Origin of the sequence: Planctellipticum variicoloris (genome assembly GCF_030622045.1) — a bacterium.
GTDB classification, from domain to species: Bacteria; Planctomycetota; Planctomycetia; order Planctomycetales; family Planctomycetaceae; genus Planctellipticum; species Planctellipticum variicoloris.
Map to the genome: position 1 here is coordinate 3,655,388 of NZ_CP130886.1, position 16,553 is coordinate 3,671,940.

At 60.9% G+C, this 16,553-nt stretch carries 21 protein-coding genes; 3 read left to right on the plus strand and 18 right to left on the minus strand.

What is annotated here, in order from left to right; all coding sequences use genetic code 11:
- Positions 1-105: 105 nt before the first annotated feature.
- The 10 genes from SH412_RS14120 to SH412_RS14165 all read right to left on the minus strand — a co-directional run bounded on the left by SH412_RS14120 (position 106) and on the right by SH412_RS14165 (position 8,496).
- Positions 106-2,655 carry a cation-translocating P-type ATPase gene (locus tag SH412_RS14120; protein WP_419555738.1) on the minus strand — a complete coding sequence of 850 codons (2,550 nt, stop codon included), beginning with the start codon at positions 2,653-2,655 and terminating at the stop codon, positions 106-108.
- Between the two features lie 156 nt (positions 2,656-2,811).
- A complete protein-coding gene (locus tag SH412_RS14125; protein WP_336518651.1) occupies positions 2,812-3,882 on the minus strand; it encodes a catalase family protein in 1,071 nt (356 codons plus the stop codon).
- Between the two features lie 130 nt (positions 3,883-4,012).
- On the minus strand, positions 4,013-4,396 hold the full coding sequence (locus tag SH412_RS14130; protein ID WP_336518652.1) for a DUF302 domain-containing protein: 384 nt from the start codon (positions 4,394-4,396) through the stop codon (positions 4,013-4,015).
- Positions 4,397-4,434: 38 nt separating this feature from the next.
- Complete coding sequence (locus SH412_RS14135; RefSeq protein ID WP_336518653.1) at positions 4,435-4,827, minus strand: cupin domain-containing protein; 393 nt, start codon at positions 4,825-4,827, stop codon at positions 4,435-4,437.
- 166 nt (positions 4,828-4,993) lie between these two features.
- Positions 4,994-5,701, minus strand: coding sequence for a hypothetical protein (locus tag SH412_RS14140; RefSeq protein ID WP_336518654.1), 708 nt, complete (start codon positions 5,699-5,701; stop codon positions 4,994-4,996).
- Between the two features lie 131 nt (positions 5,702-5,832).
- Complete coding sequence (locus tag SH412_RS14145) at positions 5,833-6,108, minus strand: phage holin family protein (protein WP_336518655.1); 276 nt, start codon at positions 6,106-6,108, stop codon at positions 5,833-5,835.
- A gap of 3 nt (positions 6,109-6,111) precedes the next feature.
- Positions 6,112-6,537, minus strand: coding sequence for a hypothetical protein (locus SH412_RS14150; protein WP_336518656.1), 426 nt, complete (start codon positions 6,535-6,537; stop codon positions 6,112-6,114).
- Positions 6,538-6,616: 79 nt separating this feature from the next.
- Positions 6,617-6,805: a hypothetical protein gene (locus tag SH412_RS14155; RefSeq protein ID WP_336518657.1), complete on the minus strand. Its 189-nt coding sequence runs from the start codon at positions 6,803-6,805 to the stop codon at positions 6,617-6,619.
- A gap of 529 nt (positions 6,806-7,334) precedes the next feature.
- Positions 7,335-7,490 carry a DUF3309 family protein gene (locus tag SH412_RS14160; protein WP_336518658.1) on the minus strand — a complete coding sequence of 52 codons (156 nt, stop codon included), beginning with the start codon at positions 7,488-7,490 and terminating at the stop codon, positions 7,335-7,337.
- A gap of 742 nt (positions 7,491-8,232) precedes the next feature.
- A complete protein-coding gene (locus SH412_RS14165) occupies positions 8,233-8,496 on the minus strand; it encodes a hypothetical protein (protein WP_336518659.1) in 264 nt (87 codons plus the stop codon).
- 794 nt (positions 8,497-9,290) lie between these two features.
- Between SH412_RS14165 and SH412_RS14170 the strand changes: the two genes are divergently transcribed.
- Together SH412_RS14170 and SH412_RS14175 are read left to right on the plus strand one after the other, a co-directional pair.
- Positions 9,291-9,707 (plus strand): response regulator, encoded by a 417-nt coding sequence (locus tag SH412_RS14170; protein WP_336518660.1) that lies wholly within the window; start codon positions 9,291-9,293, stop codon positions 9,705-9,707.
- A gap of 27 nt (positions 9,708-9,734) precedes the next feature.
- Complete coding sequence (locus tag SH412_RS14175; protein ID WP_336518661.1) at positions 9,735-10,184, plus strand: Na-translocating system protein MpsC family protein; 450 nt, start codon at positions 9,735-9,737, stop codon at positions 10,182-10,184.
- Positions 10,185-10,412: 228 nt separating this feature from the next.
- Here SH412_RS14175 and SH412_RS14180 read toward each other — a convergent pair whose 3' ends face one another.
- The 5 genes from SH412_RS14180 to SH412_RS14200 all read right to left on the minus strand — a co-directional run bounded on the left by SH412_RS14180 (position 10,413) and on the right by SH412_RS14200 (position 14,060).
- Positions 10,413-10,616 (minus strand): dodecin family protein, encoded by a 204-nt coding sequence (locus SH412_RS14180; protein WP_336518662.1) that lies wholly within the window; start codon positions 10,614-10,616, stop codon positions 10,413-10,415.
- 329 nt (positions 10,617-10,945) lie between these two features.
- Positions 10,946-11,179, minus strand: a complete 234-nt coding sequence (locus tag SH412_RS14185; RefSeq protein ID WP_336518663.1) for a hypothetical protein — start codon at positions 11,177-11,179, stop codon at positions 10,946-10,948.
- 912 nt (positions 11,180-12,091) lie between these two features.
- Entirely contained in the window at positions 12,092-12,445 is a 354-nt protein-coding gene (locus SH412_RS14190) for a hypothetical protein (RefSeq protein WP_336518664.1), read from the minus strand.
- 114 nt (positions 12,446-12,559) lie between these two features.
- Positions 12,560-13,375, minus strand: a complete 816-nt coding sequence (locus SH412_RS14195; RefSeq protein ID WP_336518665.1) for a hypothetical protein — start codon at positions 13,373-13,375, stop codon at positions 12,560-12,562.
- Between the two features lie 487 nt (positions 13,376-13,862).
- Complete coding sequence (locus SH412_RS14200) at positions 13,863-14,060, minus strand: hypothetical protein (RefSeq protein WP_336518666.1); 198 nt, start codon at positions 14,058-14,060, stop codon at positions 13,863-13,865.
- Between the two features lie 457 nt (positions 14,061-14,517).
- Here SH412_RS14200 and SH412_RS14205 point away from each other — a divergent pair, with 457 nt between their 5' ends.
- Complete coding sequence (locus tag SH412_RS14205) at positions 14,518-14,895, plus strand: recombinase family protein (protein ID WP_336518667.1); 378 nt, start codon at positions 14,518-14,520, stop codon at positions 14,893-14,895.
- Positions 14,896-14,916: 21 nt separating this feature from the next.
- On the opposite strand, the gene SH412_RS14210 is transcribed toward SH412_RS14205, so the two are convergent.
- The 3 genes from SH412_RS14210 to SH412_RS14220 all read right to left on the minus strand — a co-directional run bounded on the left by SH412_RS14210 (position 14,917) and on the right by SH412_RS14220 (position 16,520).
- The gene (locus tag SH412_RS14210) at positions 14,917-15,321 is read right to left on the minus strand and encodes a hypothetical protein (RefSeq protein WP_336518668.1); all 405 of its coding nucleotides are present in this window, start codon (positions 15,319-15,321) and stop codon (positions 14,917-14,919) included.
- A 290-nt stretch (positions 15,322-15,611) separates the two neighbouring features.
- Complete coding sequence (locus tag SH412_RS14215) at positions 15,612-15,974, minus strand: response regulator (RefSeq protein ID WP_336518669.1); 363 nt, start codon at positions 15,972-15,974, stop codon at positions 15,612-15,614.
- Positions 15,975-16,028: 54 nt separating this feature from the next.
- Complete coding sequence (locus tag SH412_RS14220) at positions 16,029-16,520, minus strand: chemotaxis protein CheX (protein WP_336518670.1); 492 nt, start codon at positions 16,518-16,520, stop codon at positions 16,029-16,031.
- Positions 16,521-16,553 lie beyond the last annotated feature (33 nt).

Here is a 16,553-nt window from a genome sequence, read left to right on the forward strand (position 1 = left end):
TGCGGTCAACCTCTGCGTGCGGCGTAGAGTAAGCCTCGGTCGCAGGTATTTCCAGCTCATCGGGAGTGACGGCGCAGCTTCGAGGGACAACGGAACGAATTCCGTTCATGCCCACCACGTTTGCTTGAAGAATTTCAGAGTCTCGAACCAGAGTACGCTGGCCGTGCCTGCCGCCAGGCAGAACGCCAGGTCATCGACATGAAGCGTTGAAAAGTGAAACAGGTCGCCTAAGAACGGCACGTAGAGCGCCAGGCCGAGGAACGCAAGTGTGCCACCGATGATCCACCAGAGGGCCGCATTGGGGGTCCGCAGGGTGGACCAGATGGTCCTCGTCCAGGAACGGTTGGCGAAGATCAGTCCCAGGTTGGCGATGACGAGCGTCGTGAAGCTCAATGCAATCGCGTCGGAGGCGTTGAGCCACCCGTTCAATGCCGAAAGATAGACCGCCAGCACGATCAGCAAGGCGCTCGCACCCTGCAGCAGGCCGAGTCCCAGAATGCGTCCGCCGAACAAGGGCGCCGTCGAGTCGCGGGGCGGTCGGGACATCACGTCAGATTCTTCCGGTTCGGCTTCAAAGACGATGGAACAGGCCGGATCGATGATCAGTTCGAGAAACAGGATATGCACGGGCAGAAGGGCCAGCGGTCCGCCCAGCAGCACCGGGACGAGGGACATTCCGGCAATCGGCACATGCACGGCCACGATGTAGGTCATCGCCTTTTGCAAGTGGTCGAAAATCCGCCGGCCCATACGCACCGACTGCACGATCGAGGCGAAATCATCATCCAGCAGGACCAGCGAAGCCGCTTCGCGGGCCACGTCCGTACCGCGTCCCCCCATCGCAATGCCGATGTGCGCCGCCTTGAGCGCAGGAGCGTCGTTCACTCCGTCGCCCGTCATCGCGACGACCTCGCCATTCGCCTTGAGCGCATTGACCAGCCGCAGCTTCTGCTCCGGGACCATGCGGGCAAACACATTGACGGTCCCGATGCGCCGCTGCAGTGCTGCTTCGTCCAACTGGTCCAGTTCGGGGCCGGTGATAATCTCATCCACGGGCCGGATTCCCGCCTGGCGTGCAATGCAACCAGCCGTCGTCGGATGATCGCCGGTAATCATGACGACACGGATCCCCGCCGTGTAACATTCCTGGACGGCAGCGGGGACGGTCGGACGTACCGGGTCGGCCAGTCCCACGAGCCCGAGGAACTCGAAATTGAAGTCGTGCTGCTGGCCCGGCAGAGCCAGCGGCCCGAACACGCCCCTGGCGACCCCCAGCACTCGAAGCCCCTCCAGGGCCATCGCCTTAACTTGTTCATCGATGGCCTGGGTGCGTTCGGTGTTCAGATGGCACAGGTCAGCGACGGCTTCCGGCGCACCTTTCGTCGCCAGGACGAAATCTCGGCCAGTTGGCGACTTCCAAGCGTGCGACATCGCCAGCAGGCTGGGAGATAAGGCATATCCGCGTTCCAGCGTCCAATCCGCGTGGAGGTGTTCGGTCTGGGCAAGACTGGCATTCCCGAGATCGTGAAAGGCCCTTTCCATCGGATCGAACGGGTCGCGCTGGCTTGCCAGGATGCCGAACTCGACGATCTCGTGGAACTCCTCGGGCAATTTGCGAGCGGGCCGTTGCTCGATATCAAGCACCGTCCCTTCGACAGCCAGCTTGCGGATCGACATGCGATTCTCGGTGAGCGTGCCGGTCTTGTCGACGCAGAGGACTGTCGCCGAGCCGAGAGTTTCGATCACCGGCACTCGACGAGCCAGCACGTTCATCTTCGACAGCCGCCAGGCTCCCAAGGCGAGGAAGATCGTCAGGACGACGGGGAACTCTTCGGGCAACATTGCCATCGCCAGTGTGATCCCGGCCAGGAATCCTTGCAGCCAGTTACCGCGAGTAACGCCGTAAAGCACGACCACGATGAGGCACAAGCCCAATCCCAGAATCGCCACCCGCCTCACGAGAACCCCGACTTCCTGCTGAAGCCGGGTTTTTTCCGTCGGCAGCGTCTGCAGTGCCTTGCCGATGCTGCCCATTTCAGTGTGGATGCCAGTCGTTCGCACCTGAGCGATTCCCTGGCCCTGAACAATCAACGTTCCCGAGAAAACGAAGGGCAGGTCTTCGCCTCCCGGCCGTGTCATCTCGCGTTCCCCGTCCCAGGCGACCTTTCGAACCGGAACGGATTCGCCAGTGAGCAGAGACTCGTCGGTTGAAAGGCTGTTGCACGAAAGCACCACGGCATCGGCCGGGACCCGGTCGCCCTCGGCCAGGATCAGGAGGTCATCGGGTACGACCTCCCGGCCGGCAATGCGAATTCTCTTTCCGCCGCGAATAACCAGGGCTCGGGGGCTGGAGAGGTCGCGCAGCGCTTCCAGCGCCCGCTCCGTTTTGCGTTCCTGGTAAAGCGTGATACCGAGCACCACGAAGACGAATCCGAGAAGCATCGCGGCTTCTTGAACGTCGCCCAGAATCAGGTAGATCGTGCCGCAGGCCAGCAGCAGCAGAAACATCGGCTCGCGGACGACATCCCACGCGGTCGCCAGAACGCTACGGCCCTCCGATGAGGGGAGCTCGTTGTAGCCATGTTGCCGCCGGCGCAAGGCGACTTCGGCATCAGAAAGTCCCGTCAAAGCGTCGACAGGGGACACGCTTTCCATCATTCCATCCCGCGTCACGATTCAGGCCGCAGAGACGCCGCCATTTCGCTGTTATCGCCCGTTCGCACTCCCGATGCGTCGCGCCGGCATCGTCGCGACGCCCGCCAACTCGCCGCTGCTGCGGCGGTCGAGCGGCCTTCTCGCGAATCAGGCCCCCTACAGAACCGGAATGATCTTCTCCGGCTGCCGACGACGCCATGCGGCGGAGAGCGAGTAGGCGCGGCGGCGAACGCGGTTGATTCCCCCCAGCGGCCGATGCGCCACCAGCGCATGCCAGACGCTGAATGAGAGCGACGTGTATGCAGCCGCCTGCCGCAGTTCTGCGATCTCCTGTCGCGGGAGCAACAGATGAGCGACGGTTCGATACGGGGAGTCGCACTCCGGCCATTCGACGGTGGCATCTTCGATCGGCATCGTTCGCTCGGAGGTGCGCAGTTGGACCTGAAGTTCGAACAGCACCTCCTGCGTACGTAACGTCTCTTCAAGCGCCAATCGCATGGCATCCGCCTGCGACCCCAGGCGTGTGATGAGATCCAGGTACGAATCGAGGCGATCCCCGGCAGGTTTCGCTCTGTACTTGGCCACAAACCTTCCGAACCGGATCGGGGCCATGCTGTAGTAGGTATTGCTTGCCGGATGCGCCGGGATCTGCCCGGCGATTCGAGCAAGAGCCAGCATCTCCCGCCAGTGCCAATGCAGCGGGTTCCAATCGCCTCCAGTCAGCGCCCCCTGAAGCGTTGCGAGCGCGTCGTCATCGGCCTGGACGAGTACTTGCTCCAATCGCAGATAATCCTTCACATTCCGTGCGAAAAACACCGGGTGATTGATCATCACAAAATCCTGCGACCGGGCGCCTGGCTCGTCGGTCGGCTCCCAGTCGCCATCACCCCCCAGAACTTTGAACGCCATCCCGCGACCGTCCGGAATCGCATCGGTTTGCACCCGGCTTGCCGAATTCGAGAAGCGCGCGATGACCGGAAACACTCCGTCATGCTTGAACAGGCCCTGCGCAAGTTCGCTCGGCAGATTCGGCAGGATTCGGAGTTCTCCCCGGGCGTAGCCATGACTCTTGACATGCACGTCCGCGCGCAACTGCCCGCTTTTCGCTGCGCTGCGGGTCAGGATCGTTTCGATCGCTTCAATGACGCGCTGAATATCCGCCGCCTCATCCGCAGGAATCGTTTCCGTGTCGGCCGCGTAAGGAAGGGGCTGGTTCGCGATGGTCATCGCAGGCTTTCTAAATGAGTGCTCATGCTTGTGCCGTTACGCGCGTTCAACGCGCGGGATCCTCATGCCCGCTGCGACGCCGGACTCCGCTTGAACCGTCTAACGAGTCGGGCAAACGCCTTCGCGGCCGTCATACGGCCTCGTCGATCATCTGAACGGCCTGCTCCTCGACCTCTTCGGCAAAGAAACGCAACGCTGCCTCCTGCGACAGCGCCGCAAGCATCTGCACCGGACGAATCATGCCAACCTTCGTTTTGCCCTTCTCTGTAAATACAGAGATGCGACACGGCAACGCCATGTTCAGACGCATGTCGACTCCGAGTACCCCTGCAGCTTGCCCGGGATTGCAGATCTCAAAGATTCTGCATTCCTCGCCAAATGCGATCCCCTTGCTGCGCAGCGAACCGCCGAGATCGTGGACATGCAGGATTCCGAAACCATGGCGCTGAACCGCCGACTCCAGGTCTGCGGATGCCTGCGCAACGGACTTCCGCGTTTCAACAATATAGTACATGGCCTCCCCCTCAATGCCGCCGTCGGCAAGAAGTCGTTCTATTCGGTTGTCTTCCCGTCGAACTGCTCGCTGTCTGCGACCGCGTCTTCGCGCGTGCGATGGACGACCCCATCCCGATGGTTCGGCGGTGCATACAGCGTATAGAGCTTCATCGCTCCGGCGCCGGTGTTGACGATGTTGTGGTTCGTCCCGGCCGGGACGACGATCGCAAAGCCAGCTCGGATCGCGGTCCGAACGCCGTCGAGCACCGCTTCGCCGGTCCCTTCTTCCACGCGAAAGAACTGGTCGAGCTGGTGAACTTCGGCGCCGATGTCTTCGTTCGGCCGCAGCGACATAACCACGAGCTGGCAGTGCTCTGCGGTATAGAGCACGCGCCGGAAGTCGTCATTCGCGATGGCCAGATCTTCGATGTTCTTGACAAACCCATGCATTACGAAACCTCCTCAGAAAAGTGGCCGTTCAGAGAACCCCTGTCTGAAAGTCGCTTTGGTCAACAAGGAGTCCTCGACTCTCCCGTCAAAGTGCTGTCGTCCGCCACCGCCATTGGCCGCCGGGAGCCATTTCTCGCTATCCCGCCGCCCTGGAAGTGACTCCCGTCTATTTTGGCCGTGGCTGCCTGAATGGCCGGAGGTTCTCCGCCGGCGGACTCGGATATCGTTGTGCCATGTCCGCGGGCTCTTTCGTCGGGAGAGTACTCCGCCGGTCGCCGAGCCCTTCAGCGCCGCGAGGCGGTTGGCCTGTTTGCCTGGCGGCGAGGTAGTCCAGCACTTGGGGGACGGCATGTGCAGCCGCGTCTTGCGCGATCCCGATCAGCGCGCCAATGGCCACGCTTCTCAATTCGCGCCAGGACGATTGCTCCAGACCCGACTTGTAGGCGGCTGCAATGGCGGAGGAGGTCGCAGCGGACTCGACGGCGGGCGGCCGGTTATCGTCGGCCACGTTGTCGGCTGGCAGTGCCGGTCGCGGCAAAGCCTCTGGTGTCAGTGGGACGGGCTTCTTCGCAGGCCGCGCCAGAAACTCGTAGGCCAGATACCCTGCGACAGCCGCGCCGCCGAGAAACAGCCACGGATGGCGGTCGAACTGACGCCGAACGTCCAATGCGTTGCTGACCGACTGGACCGCGTCCTGAACCGCTCCTGTAACGGTCTCGACTGTTTCCTGAACCGCCGCCACCGTGGCATTTACGGCAGTGCCGGTGGATTGCACGGTGTCGGAGACCTGATGCTCCAGAGACTCCAGCTTGTCCGAGAGCTGCAGCTTCGTTTCATCCATCTGTTGCCGGATCATTTCGGCGGTATCTTCCACGGGGCATGCTCCTGCAGCATCTCGCTGGCCGGATTCGGGCTCGGGGTGATGGAGTGAAAGCGGGTCCGGCCAAGCTGCGCCAGAATCCCGCCGACGAAGGTAAGCATCGCCGCCAGCACGGCGTAGCACGCTCACAATGGAAGCCATGCTGGGTCGGTAGCCGGCGGCGACGTCGCCCAATGCAATCGATGAGCCAGACTGAGGCAGAGGACGATGGCATCGACCAGGCAAATTCCGATGCTGACGGCGAAGATCGCCGCGGCTGCCGCGCGCTGGCGGAGTTCGTCCTCGATTTCCTGCCTCGTCAACCGGAACTGCTGTTCCACGAGGTGCTGCAGATCACCGAGGATGCCACTCACCAGCGACGCGGCCGTCGGCTCGGGCGGATCCTCAATGTCGCTGGACATTGCTCATTTCCTCAAGCTGCGCCCCACGAACCAGCCCACGCCGAGCGCGATCAATACGGCGGGAATCGGGTTCCGACGAATTACGTGGGCCACATCATCGGTCATGCCGCTCAGCTTGGCGCTCTCGACATACTCGCCTCTTTCTCTGACGGTTCTGGCCACGGCCTGGGACGCGCTGCCCAACAGACCCGTGTGGGGCGTATTTCTGCCGAGTTCGTCACCCAGTTCCTGGATGCCGACGCCCGCCCTGGCCGTCAGATTGTCAGCACGTCTGCCGACATCGCCGACCGCCTGACTTGCCATCGCGCCGACGGCGGAGGCCGCGTGACTGGCCACCTCGCCCGCACTGGCTGCTGCATCCCGGGCCTTGCCGGCCGCCTGTGTCCACTCTTTCTCCGTGACGCTTGGCGTCATGGCTGGATTTGACATCGCTGAACTCCTCGCAATGAATGTTTCGTGCCGGCGCTCCACGTGGCGCAATCTGCTTCAGTCCGCCCTTCGCCGTACTTCAGGGTGTGGAAGCCGGCGGTTTGTCGCCGGTCTCCTTGATTTCCTTTTCCGTGGTGATGGTCGTCGTTCCTCCAGGCGTCTTGATCTCGGTCTCCTGCTTGGTCGACGACTTGGTCGTCTCAGTACAACCGACCGCGCCAATCGAAACCAGACTCGCAATCAGAGCGGGGGCAATCACGCGTTTCATTTTCAAACCTTTTCGAGAACATTCTGCGGTCCGTCTCACCGGCTTCTACAAGAAACCGGTTCTAAACCGCGATCACTTCGCAACGGTTGACGTGTCTGCGACGGGCACTTGGCGTTTCCCGCAGCATCACATGAGCTCGCAGTTCTGCCGGAAGGTGGCCGCGTCTTTCGTTCCGAGACCCGCGTCAGTCGAATGGCGAACTCACGATTCGACGTTGCGACTTGCGGGGGAAGCGATGTTCCAACGGAGGATGCATGCGGTCTCCATCCATTCAGGAATTCGTCAAGGGCCCGTTCAACCTGGTCCTCCGCATAATCGGCCCGCTGTTGAAGAATGCCAGCGAGCCGATTTCGCCTCCCGGCGATGGTTGTCACATTGTCGCCCGGAAGCTGGCCCCGATCCTCCTGGGCATTGCCGCTGAAGTGTTTTCAGCCACCTCGGAACTGAACGCAGTCCGGGGTCTTGACTCCTTCAAATCTGATACGTGTATCTTTCGATACGACGGATCGTCGCGTCGCATCCCTGTCGATCAGATGCGGCCCAGAAGCAGAAGTATGATCAGAATCAGCACGATCAAGCCGATTCCGCCGCTCGGGGCAAAACCCCAGCTTCGGCTGTGAGGCCACGCAGGGAGGGCTCCCAGCAGCAGTAGAATTAAAACGACGAGTAGAATCGTGCCGAGCATTTCAGATCTCCCTTGGCGAGCATGGAGGAACAAGCGGCGATGGCGTCTGAATCACGACAAGAGAGCTTTGCGCGATGACCGGAGCCAGCATTGCGTTTTCTTCTTCACCAGAAAGCAGTTCCGCAGATCGGTGCGGACGTAATCATCAACGCCGTAAACCTCGGCGGACGTACCGCCCACAGTCGCCAGCTTCACGCTCCAACCGTGAGAACCAGCGCTGTTGGGCATGAATCGGCGGCGAAATCTCTCTATGTAGCCGCTCGCCGCAAATCTTCCCGGCTTCAGGTAGACGACTGGAAGTGATTGAGGCATAAGACTTCTCTGCAGTCGCCGCGAGCCGAGCCCCTCTGAATTCCTTCATCAGGAACACGATCGAGCGGCAGTTCTCCACGCGCATAAAAAAAGCCGACGTGGCGGAGCCCATTTGAGCACTCCGTCACGTCGGCTTACTGTTTAACGAGCCCGCTGGCGCCGCCAGCTTGCTCTTTACCTAGTCTTCCGGCAAATCCGATACGTCTTGGGTCGAGCAGCAATTCCGCAACGGAACGCCGCCTCGACAAAGCCCATCGTACCATGTGTCCGACGGCAAGCGGTAGCGACCGACACCAGTTTTTAGTCTCCGCCAAGCGAAACCAGGGCCGCCACTGCGATGCGGCACCAGCGGAAACTCCCCCTGCGTCCGACGGTTGTCGGCGAGGTGCGCACCGAGAGCTGCCATTGCCTTGCGACTGCCTTCAAACAGTTACCGGTGGCCGAATCCCGGTCTCGGTTCGGGGCGGCTCATTCGATCGTTCAGCCGAGCGACTTCTTCCGCGAGGCTTTCAAACTGCCCGCAAATATCGTCGATAGAGGCAGTAAGTATCTGGCAGGCTTCAGTCGGGCTGGTCTGCCCATCGCGAATCCTCTCGATCAGAAGCTTGGAGTCCGCGCGGATCTCACCGACAGTACAACTCATGGTGACCCCTACTGTCTGAGCAGAGCACATCGAATCGAGCACCACGATCATAGGCTGCGATTCTTCGCGAATAGACTGCGAACGGCCGACGCTACCCCCTGCCGGGTTTCAGCGGGAGAACGGTCGACCACTGAGGCGGTTGCGCGGTATCGGGGGCGTTCCACCGAAGATCACGAGCTGTACGTCACGATCTCTTGCCGCGTGTCGGGCCGAGGCGTATAAGGATGTCTGTCGGGCGGCTCACTGCGTTGGTGACCTCCTGACTTCGAATCGGAAAACTAAACGAAGGACAGCCCGGCCGTTCCGGGAGGTCTGTCGAAGAGTGAGCCGGCTTGGCTGAGCACCACGGGGTGCCCGGCCCTGCCGGCTTTTTTCGTTTTCAGCGGCCGGAGTCGGCCAATCCAAAGGGGGACATGATGTTTGCAGTCAAGCCAGAAGTCGGACTGCCTCCAGACGTGCCGCAGAGATCGTCAGAAGACTTGCTTCCAATTGCCGTGATGCGGCAAGACAACGAATCCGACGGGAATGATCGTTTGCCGTGGAGATTCGGACCGGTGCATCTCTGGGAACCCAGCCTCGACGAGATTCGCGAAGCATGCGCTGAGGTTCAACGTGAATGGACCATTGGCGAACGATATCGGCGACGGGTGTTGAAGCCAAATACGAGGTGGACGGTTCCCAACGTCAGGGTCGGGAGATGATCAATTGGCGACCCGGCAGGACGCAATCCCCAGCCTCCTGCCGGGTCGGGCATCGGGTTGCGCAGTCGCCCTGTTCGCCGCCCGACAACAATCGCCCTGGCTCCACGATGTCGTCCCCATTCCCTTCCGTCAGAAAAGCACTTCATGACACAACGTCTGCTGATCGCCGACCGTTGGAGACTCGTCGCCGAACACCTGCGGATGCTCTTTATCGAACGCGGCTTCGAGATCGAGGTGGCGACAGACGGACTCGACTGCCTGGCAAAGATTCAGACATACGGTCCCGATGCAATCCTCATCGACGAGGACCTCCCCTGGGGGGGCGGCGCTGGAGTTGCCGCCTGGCTCCGCGACGAAATGCTTCGTCCCATCCCTGTAGTAATGATGACCAGCAGTCGACACGGCGGGAACGACAACAACGGCATCCAGTATGTCCAACGACCGTTCCGGACGGCGACGCTGCTCCGGACCGTTGCGACGGCGCTGGATTCCGCCGAGCCGCTGACGATTGACACCGCGAGTCAGGTCGCTCGGCATGAGCGGGTGACGTCCGAACGGTGAGGCCAGTCACTTGACTGGGAGTTTACGATGAAGTCCCAATACGACATTGAGGCCGCGATTGGAATTGCACTCACGCAGTTCGAACAGAACTATATGGGCCGCGGTCCCAAGCGAATCGACATCCGCCTGATCGATGACTGCCTGCTGTGCCGAATGCACGACGTCCTGACTGCGGTCGAACAGTACCTCGCGAAATCCACGCCGCCAGACACTGAATGCAACCTGCTCAAGGAGATCAGGACGCGGCGTATCAAGGCCGCGAGACCCGCACTGGAATCTCTGGTCGAAAGGATCACGGGAAACAAAGTCGTGAGCCTGCAGTATGACATCAACACCGTATCCGGAGACGAAATCGTGCTGTTCGTGCTCGCCGAGCGTCTCAACAACGCGGGGCCGGCGGAGACCGCTCGCGCCACGACTGCATGCGGTCGAGCGAAACCATTCCCATGCAGTTCCGATGATCCAGGCGAGCGTTGATGGGCTGCCGTGACGTCTTGTGACTTCCGCGCAACTGGCCCTTTCCAGTTCTGGTGGCAACCGCATCGCAGAGGCCGCGGCCTCTGCTGCAACCTGCGAGGGCGGGGCGAATACGGCGAGCGCCTGGTCCGCGGCCGGAGCCCGAACTATCAGCACGCTGCGGATGCGCTTCCATCCAATGGCGTGCTCGTCATCCCAGAGCGATTCACCGCGCTCAGGTGATCCAGTCTATTCGTCGAGTACGAACGTCACCATCATGTTGACCTGGTACTCGGACGGAAGCCCGTTCTCAATGCGGATATGCTGCTCCTTGATCCAAGCGCTTTTGACATTCCGCAGCGTCCTGGTCGCACGCGCAATCCCTTGTTGGATCGCGTCCTCGAAACTTTTCGTCGACGTCGCACTGATTTCTGAAATCTTGGCGATAGACATGTTGCGTCTCCGATAAAGAAGGCTTTGCTTGGTAGCGAGCGACCTGTCCGCCGAAGAGTGCCCACGGACTCGCCGGAAATCGGTTCCCAGACTTCGCATTGTACCCGCCAGTGGCGCGAGTGTTCGCATGATTTTCAGCGCGACCTGACATTTCTCCCAATCTCGCTCATTGAACTGGCGATCCAAGCCGCCTGCGGAACTGCGGATGCGCACGAAACGGCGATTGCCACGAACATTGAGGACTGATGAGCGCATTGGGCTGACTGTCAAAAGCCAAAGGCCGCCCATAGGCGGCCTTTGCGGACCGATCGGAGTTGACGCATCCCTGACTACGGCTTTGAGGCCGGAGGGGGATTGTCACCGGTCGATTCGACCTTTTCCGTAGTCGTCTTCGTCGCGCTGTCCGGGGTCGTCTCGACTTTTTGTTCGACGGTCGTCTTAGTCTCGCCGCCCGGCGTGGTAACGGTCGACTCAGACTTCTTCTCGATCGCCGCTTGCGGCTGGCAGCCGATGGCAGCAATGCCGACGACGCAAACAGCAGCCCAATGGAATGAATGCTTCACAGTTGGTTCTCCAAACAAGGAACAGATCTCTCTTGATGGCGGCAAGTGCCGCCATCAAGAGAGATCCGACGACGACGAGAATATTCCTGACGAAGTCAGCTTTTTCAACGATCCTTGCTCGATGGCGCAGTTCCGCTGCCGTGAGGCCGGAAGGGAATACGCTTCTGGGGCACGTTGGAGCCTGGGCGATCCGGGGCGACCGACGAGGGTTCTCATTGTAACTGCAGTGTTTCGCCTGCTGATCAGTCTGAGTTCCAAGGGCCGGAGAAAGCTGGCAACTGCCGAGCAAGTCGATCCCGAGAGCCGCAGTCGGCGGAGAGCGAGTGCCACAGATGAAGCCTTGGAACATTGTAACCCAAGCCGGAGCTCCTGGTGTCGAGCGGACCTCCCCCCCCTGGCCTGGGCTCCTGCGACCCGATCCCCAATCATCCCCCGCAGTTCCAGGCCGGGGTTCGTTCGTTGCCGGCGAAGACAAACGCCACAGCCTGCAAGGATTCGCCGGCCGTACCCCTTCCTCGCTCGGATGCATGCGGCTAACCAGGAACATCAGGTCTACTGCTTGCATCCCGACGTGAGCCTCGACATCGGCGAATGCTGCGGCTGTGTGCCTGGAACGACGACTTCCTGTTGGAAGTCCTGACGGGGAAAGGTCCTTAGTTCCCGTCGGCCGTGAACCGCAGCTCGCCTCAAAATCGTGGCCGGTGATAAAGCGCCGGTCGTAAGTCACGCGGTCGCTTGAGTCGCCATTTGCCGGCTGATAAAGAATCGCCGAAACCGCCCGGACTCCGACGTTCACGAGCAGCACAGTACCGACTGCCGCTGCTGGCCCCACAGGCAGTCAACGGCAATCGCGTCCGGTGCGACGGACGGCGAAAGTTTCGGAACGGTGCGGCCGCTACTGGCGTCGCGCAACTACCAGCCGAAAGAAATGATCGGCCCAGATCCGAATGGACCGTAAGACGGAGCGTAGTAGCCCGAAGGAGCGGCGTATTGATAGCCGTTGTAGACGGGCGCATTTCCGTAGTAGTTTCTGCGGTAGCTCGTCGGCACCCTCCGCGCGTATCGTGGACCGTACGCATACGGGCCGTTCCCGTAGCCGGAGTAGCCGTTATTCCCTGCGTAGTAGCCGTTGTTGCCGCCGTAGTAGCCCTGGCCGTATCCGTTGTAACGGACACCGCCCCGCCCGATGACCAGCGTCTGGGCCTGAGTAGAACTATCCGGGATCGATAAGCTCGATATTCCCAGGGCCATAATGAAAAACAGCATGCGTCGCTTCATGACATGAGCCTTTTGAATGGATTCTAACTCGGATCAACAAAACCCGCCCGTGTCGGCACGGGGCGCCTGGTGGGCAGCCCCGTGCCGCACAAACGAAACGCATTACTCCGACTTCGTCGCCTCAGCCTTCTCGGCGACGATCTTCGGTGCGTCCGGCGCGTTCTGGCGACTGGCTCGCAGTTGCTTGAGCTGGTCCTTGGTAAGAACCTTCTCAATCTCCACCAGTTTGTCGGCTTCCAGCGACACCAGTCGGGTGTGCAATCCCTGAATGTCACGATTCAAGGACCGCAGTTGCGTCCGATATTTCTCCTGAATCCTGTCCGCAGCAGCCTCCTGCTCGTCAGTCAGCGACACGCTGACGACTTCCAGGCTCTCCTCGGCTGCGTTGGCGGGCTTGGTGGTCGCCTCGTCCGGATCCGCTTTCGCCTGATTGGGTTTGGCGTTTGTCGCCGCCATCGCCCGTTCATGCTGAGCAGTCTTGTGCCGCTGATCGCGCACCTGTTTGCGCTGGTCATCGCTCAAGTTGTCCTCGATGGCTGCCAGCAGCGAGGTCTCCATCACGATCGCCTGCATGTACCGTTGACCGAACTGGTTCCACACGGTGCCCAGCGATTGATCGTAGTCCTGGATGATTGCCGTGATCTGCTGACTCTGCTGGGCAGAGAGTTCAAGCTTTGTCAGGCATTCCGGAAGAGCCGGAGCTTCGTTCTGGACCCGAGACTGCGATTCAGCGCGAACCGGCTGAGCTTTCCCGGCAGGCTTGCCTTCCGGCTCGACCGGATCCTTCGCATAAGCCGGAGCCAGAGCCACGACGCCGCCGACTGCCATCACGCTCAACACTCCGCGGATTGTGCGGTGATGCCGAGAGTTCCAGATGCCGGACTTCAAACTCGACCAACTTGTCATGATACGCCTCATCGTAATCGACTCCTTCCGCCAAGGTCTCGACGAATCCCCGCGGACAATCCACGGGAATTCCAGCGCCTCTGCCATGCGGCAGCCAGCGCCCAGCCAAAAAAAAACCGACGCGATGAAACACCCGCAGGCGTTTCGTCACGTCGGTTTACCTCGCCTCGCTCCCGCGGCACGGGCCGGGTTGCGCTGCATTCAGTCTTCCGAAGTTGTCGAGCCGTGCAAACACGTCCCTCGACATGGAAGAGTGTAGAGCGCGGGGCCGGGAACACAATGAGCAATTCGAACGCGAGCCGAGATTGAAGCACAATTGGCAGAATTACTTTCAGTGACTTCGTCGGGTACCGCTGCCGTCGTCTGTTGGGGTGTCAGTATCATCCGCCCGAATTGAAGCGCCACGTGCGTCGGAGCCCGACAATTGCGAGCAATGAATTCCGACTTCGTACATGCTCAGCAACTCCGCCGGCCATCAGCATGGCGGGATGCTCGATGATCAGGCTCCGCGCGACGCTGAAATTTCCTGCGGCAATTCATCAACCAGCAAAAGCCCGAGAACGACTCCAGCGAGCCAGGACTGCCTGGTGGCTGCAGCGCTGCCGACTTCTTCGCGATACTGCTCAAGCTCGATTTGCCGAAGGAGGAGCACCAGGCGGTTTGCCTCGACGAGGACCTCACGCAGCTTCTGGGGCACACGTAGGGCGCGCGGACTGCCCCGGCCGGCTGATCTGGCAATGAGACCGGGCGTCGCATTGTCACATCACGACATCGTCCGTCCCGGCCTACCGCCAGTTGACATGTCGTTGCGTTCCGAGGGGGCGCGGGGCCTTCCTGGCGATCCGAGCGTCGACGCCTACGGGAACAGTCATGCCATGCGAGACACTTTCTTTCGCGCGAGTTCCCCGGCCTCTTGATGGCGCAGGCGACACGTCTGGAATCGCGCCTGGGGCAGATCTCTCCCCCGTAGAATCGGCATTTCCCCCGCTGCCGATCTCAATTCTCTCCCGGTGCTGCCGGTAACTGCGGAAACCCTCGCCTGTCGAGTTGCTGGTCCCGGGCCAGTCGGTAGGATCGGTCACTGAACACTCGTCTGGCCGATCCGGCTCGTGCAGCCGGGGGCGTGGTGGCGTAGTTTTCCAGGAGCCTGGCTGATGAGAGACTTGAGGATTCCAGCGGTCCGCTATATCTGGATGTCGACCGAAAAGCAGGAGGATTCGCCCGCGCGGCAGTGGGGCGAGATCGAACGGATGGCCGCCAAGGGCGGCTATCTCATTCTCTGCTGGTACGAGGATCACGGCCTGACGGGAACCGAGTCGCTGAATCGTCCCGAGTTCCAGCGGCTGCTCAAGGACGCGGCCGCTGGCAAGTTCCGGGCAGTGCTGATGTACGAGCAGTCTCGCTTCTCGCGGGAGGACGCCCTCGACGCCATGATGCACTGGCGACTGTTCCGGGATGCCAGCGTCAAGCTGGCGAACTTCCAGCGAAGCGAGATCCGCTTCAACGATCTGGCCGGCCTGATCCGCCAGTAGAGCTTGACCAGAGTGGACAGATCAGACGGAATCGCGTGGACCATTGACCTGTTCCGCGCCCCCCCCGAGACCGGCCAGGTGATTGGCAAGGTCGTGCGACAACAGTTCTCGCCCGGTTGCGTCGGCTCTGCCGGCGGGGCTGCGTTCCCAGGTCGCGTAAAAATCGGCCTGGATGGTGGAGGTCAGTTTTGCGGATGCGACGCGCAGCAGCGTCAGATCTTCCTCGGCGGCCTCTTCCCACTCCCGCTCATTGATCACGTAGGTCAGCGTCGCGGTGATGGGAAACCCGAGGACCGCAGCAGCGATCACGCTGAGACGGGCAAACCGACCGAGCCGTTGCAGGCAGGCCTTGCGACGATACGAATCAATGGCACGCGCAGACTCCCTGTCTTTCGGATTGGGCTCCTGGGTCTCAGCTCGCGCCATCTTCGGGCTCCTGTACACGGGAAATCGCTCCGATGACGCGGAACCTGACAAGGCAGCCGCCTCAATCGCTCGCATCCCGGCGCAAGCAGGCGCCCACCGAATGCCCGGATGCGCCGCACTGACGACGCCTCGGCCTCCGGGCCGGTCACTCCGCCGTTGCCGGCGGCCCGCAACATGAACTTACGGCGGAACGGGGCGCCATCCGCGCGATCGTACTGCCAGAGATCCGGTGCGACGGAGGCGGCCTGCGCCCGGAGCAGGCCGGTCACGGACATCGCGGAGCGTTCGCACTACTCCGTCACCCATTTTTCCAGCTTCGAACGCAGAGAAACGGGCGTGAAGGGCTTTACGAGGTAGTCATTCACGCCTTCTTGAATCGCCGAGACGACCTTCTCTCGTGACCCCTCGGTCGTGATCATGATAATCGGAACCTCGCGATTGAGTTTGCGGATCTCCCGCACCAGTTCCAGTCCTGTCATATTCGGCATGTTCCAATCGCTGAACACCAGATCGAACTGCTGCGTCCGGAAGAGTTCCAGGGCCTTGAGGCCATCCTCGGCTTCAACAACATCCTGCACTCCCATCGTGGACAGAGTCTTCTTCACGACAACCCGGATCATGGTGGAATCATCAACGGCCAGGACGCGCTTCATGGGACGGTCTCGCTTTCTGAATTGGGGCGGAGTTGACTTTGCCGCGGATGACGTTCAGCTCTTGCTGAATCCGAATGTGACCATCAGCGGGCCGATTTCAGACGAAAAGTTGACGCACATTGGCGTCGAGTCTTCGGGATACCAGATTTCCAGCTTCGACCCGTGCACGACGTTGGGGAGTCCAAGCTGGAGGCCGAGTTCCGTCAGGCGATCCTTGGCCATACCGCCGATCACGTTGGCGAACTCCGCAACGGTATCGCAGACCAGGCTGGTCACCTCGGTTTCATGGATCTCTGTCATTTTGTAGACGAGCGCGATCGCGGTCCGCTGCGAAACGCTCAGGCAGATCGAACCGCGCGCCCGGCCGGACAATTGAATCAGCGCCGTGACCTGATGATACGGATGGTGCTCCCGGACCTGCTGGAGGTCCTTCCTCACTACCCGGTAACCGGCCATGCTGTTGAAGGTTTCGACAACCGCAGTGATCAGCGGATTGACGACAGCAATCGTGAAGCTGGCCTTCTCGGAGATGTATGTGTCGGTCATGTTGGTACTCGAGAGATCACCTGAAAAAGACTT

Bases quoted from the DNA above. Each gene is read 5' to 3' on its own strand.
- SH412_RS14150 (WP_336518656.1), bottom strand. From the start codon at position 6,537: ATGTCAAATCCAGCCATGACGCCAAGCGTCACGGAGAAAGAGTGGACA.
- SH412_RS14190 (WP_336518664.1), bottom strand. From the start codon at position 12,445: ATGCTGTTTTTCATTATGGCCCTGGGAATATCGAGCTTATCGATCCCG.
- SH412_RS14215 (WP_336518669.1), bottom strand. From the start codon at position 15,974: ATGAAGCGCGTCCTGGCCGTTGATGATTCCACCATGATCCGGGTTGTC.
- SH412_RS14145 (WP_336518655.1), bottom strand. From the start codon at position 6,108: ATGTCCAGCGACATTGAGGATCCGCCCGAGCCGACGGCCGCGTCGCTG.
- SH412_RS14125 (WP_336518651.1), bottom strand. From the start codon at position 3,882: ATGACCATCGCGAACCAGCCCCTTCCTTACGCGGCCGACACGGAAACG.
- SH412_RS14155 (WP_336518657.1), bottom strand. From the start codon at position 6,805: ATGAAACGCGTGATTGCCCCCGCTCTGATTGCGAGTCTGGTTTCGATT.
- SH412_RS14160 (WP_336518658.1), bottom strand. From the start codon at position 7,490: ATGCTCGGCACGATTCTACTCGTCGTTTTAATTCTACTGCTGCTGGGA.
- SH412_RS14120 (WP_419555738.1), bottom strand. From the start codon at position 2,655: ATGGAAAGCGTGTCCCCTGTCGACGCTTTGACGGGACTTTCTGATGCC.
- SH412_RS14195 (WP_336518665.1), bottom strand. From the start codon at position 13,375: ATGAGGCGTATCATGACAAGTTGGTCGAGTTTGAAGTCCGGCATCTGG.
- SH412_RS14205 (WP_336518667.1), top strand. From the start codon at position 14,518: ATGAGAGACTTGAGGATTCCAGCGGTCCGCTATATCTGGATGTCGACC.
- SH412_RS14130 (WP_336518652.1), bottom strand. From the start codon at position 4,396: ATGTACTATATTGTTGAAACGCGGAAGTCCGTTGCGCAGGCATCCGCA.
- SH412_RS14180 (WP_336518662.1), bottom strand. From the start codon at position 10,616: ATGTCTATCGCCAAGATTTCAGAAATCAGTGCGACGTCGACGAAAAGT.
- SH412_RS14165 (WP_336518659.1), bottom strand. From the start codon at position 8,496: ATGATCGTGGTGCTCGATTCGATGTGCTCTGCTCAGACAGTAGGGGTC.
- SH412_RS14220 (WP_336518670.1), bottom strand. From the start codon at position 16,520: ATGACCGACACATACATCTCCGAGAAGGCCAGCTTCACGATTGCTGTC.
- SH412_RS14170 (WP_336518660.1), top strand. From the start codon at position 9,291: ATGACACAACGTCTGCTGATCGCCGACCGTTGGAGACTCGTCGCCGAA.
- SH412_RS14210 (WP_336518668.1), bottom strand. From the start codon at position 15,321: ATGGCGCGAGCTGAGACCCAGGAGCCCAATCCGAAAGACAGGGAGTCT.
- SH412_RS14175 (WP_336518661.1), top strand. From the start codon at position 9,735: ATGAAGTCCCAATACGACATTGAGGCCGCGATTGGAATTGCACTCACG.
- SH412_RS14135 (WP_336518653.1), bottom strand. From the start codon at position 4,827: ATGCATGGGTTTGTCAAGAACATCGAAGATCTGGCCATCGCGAATGAC.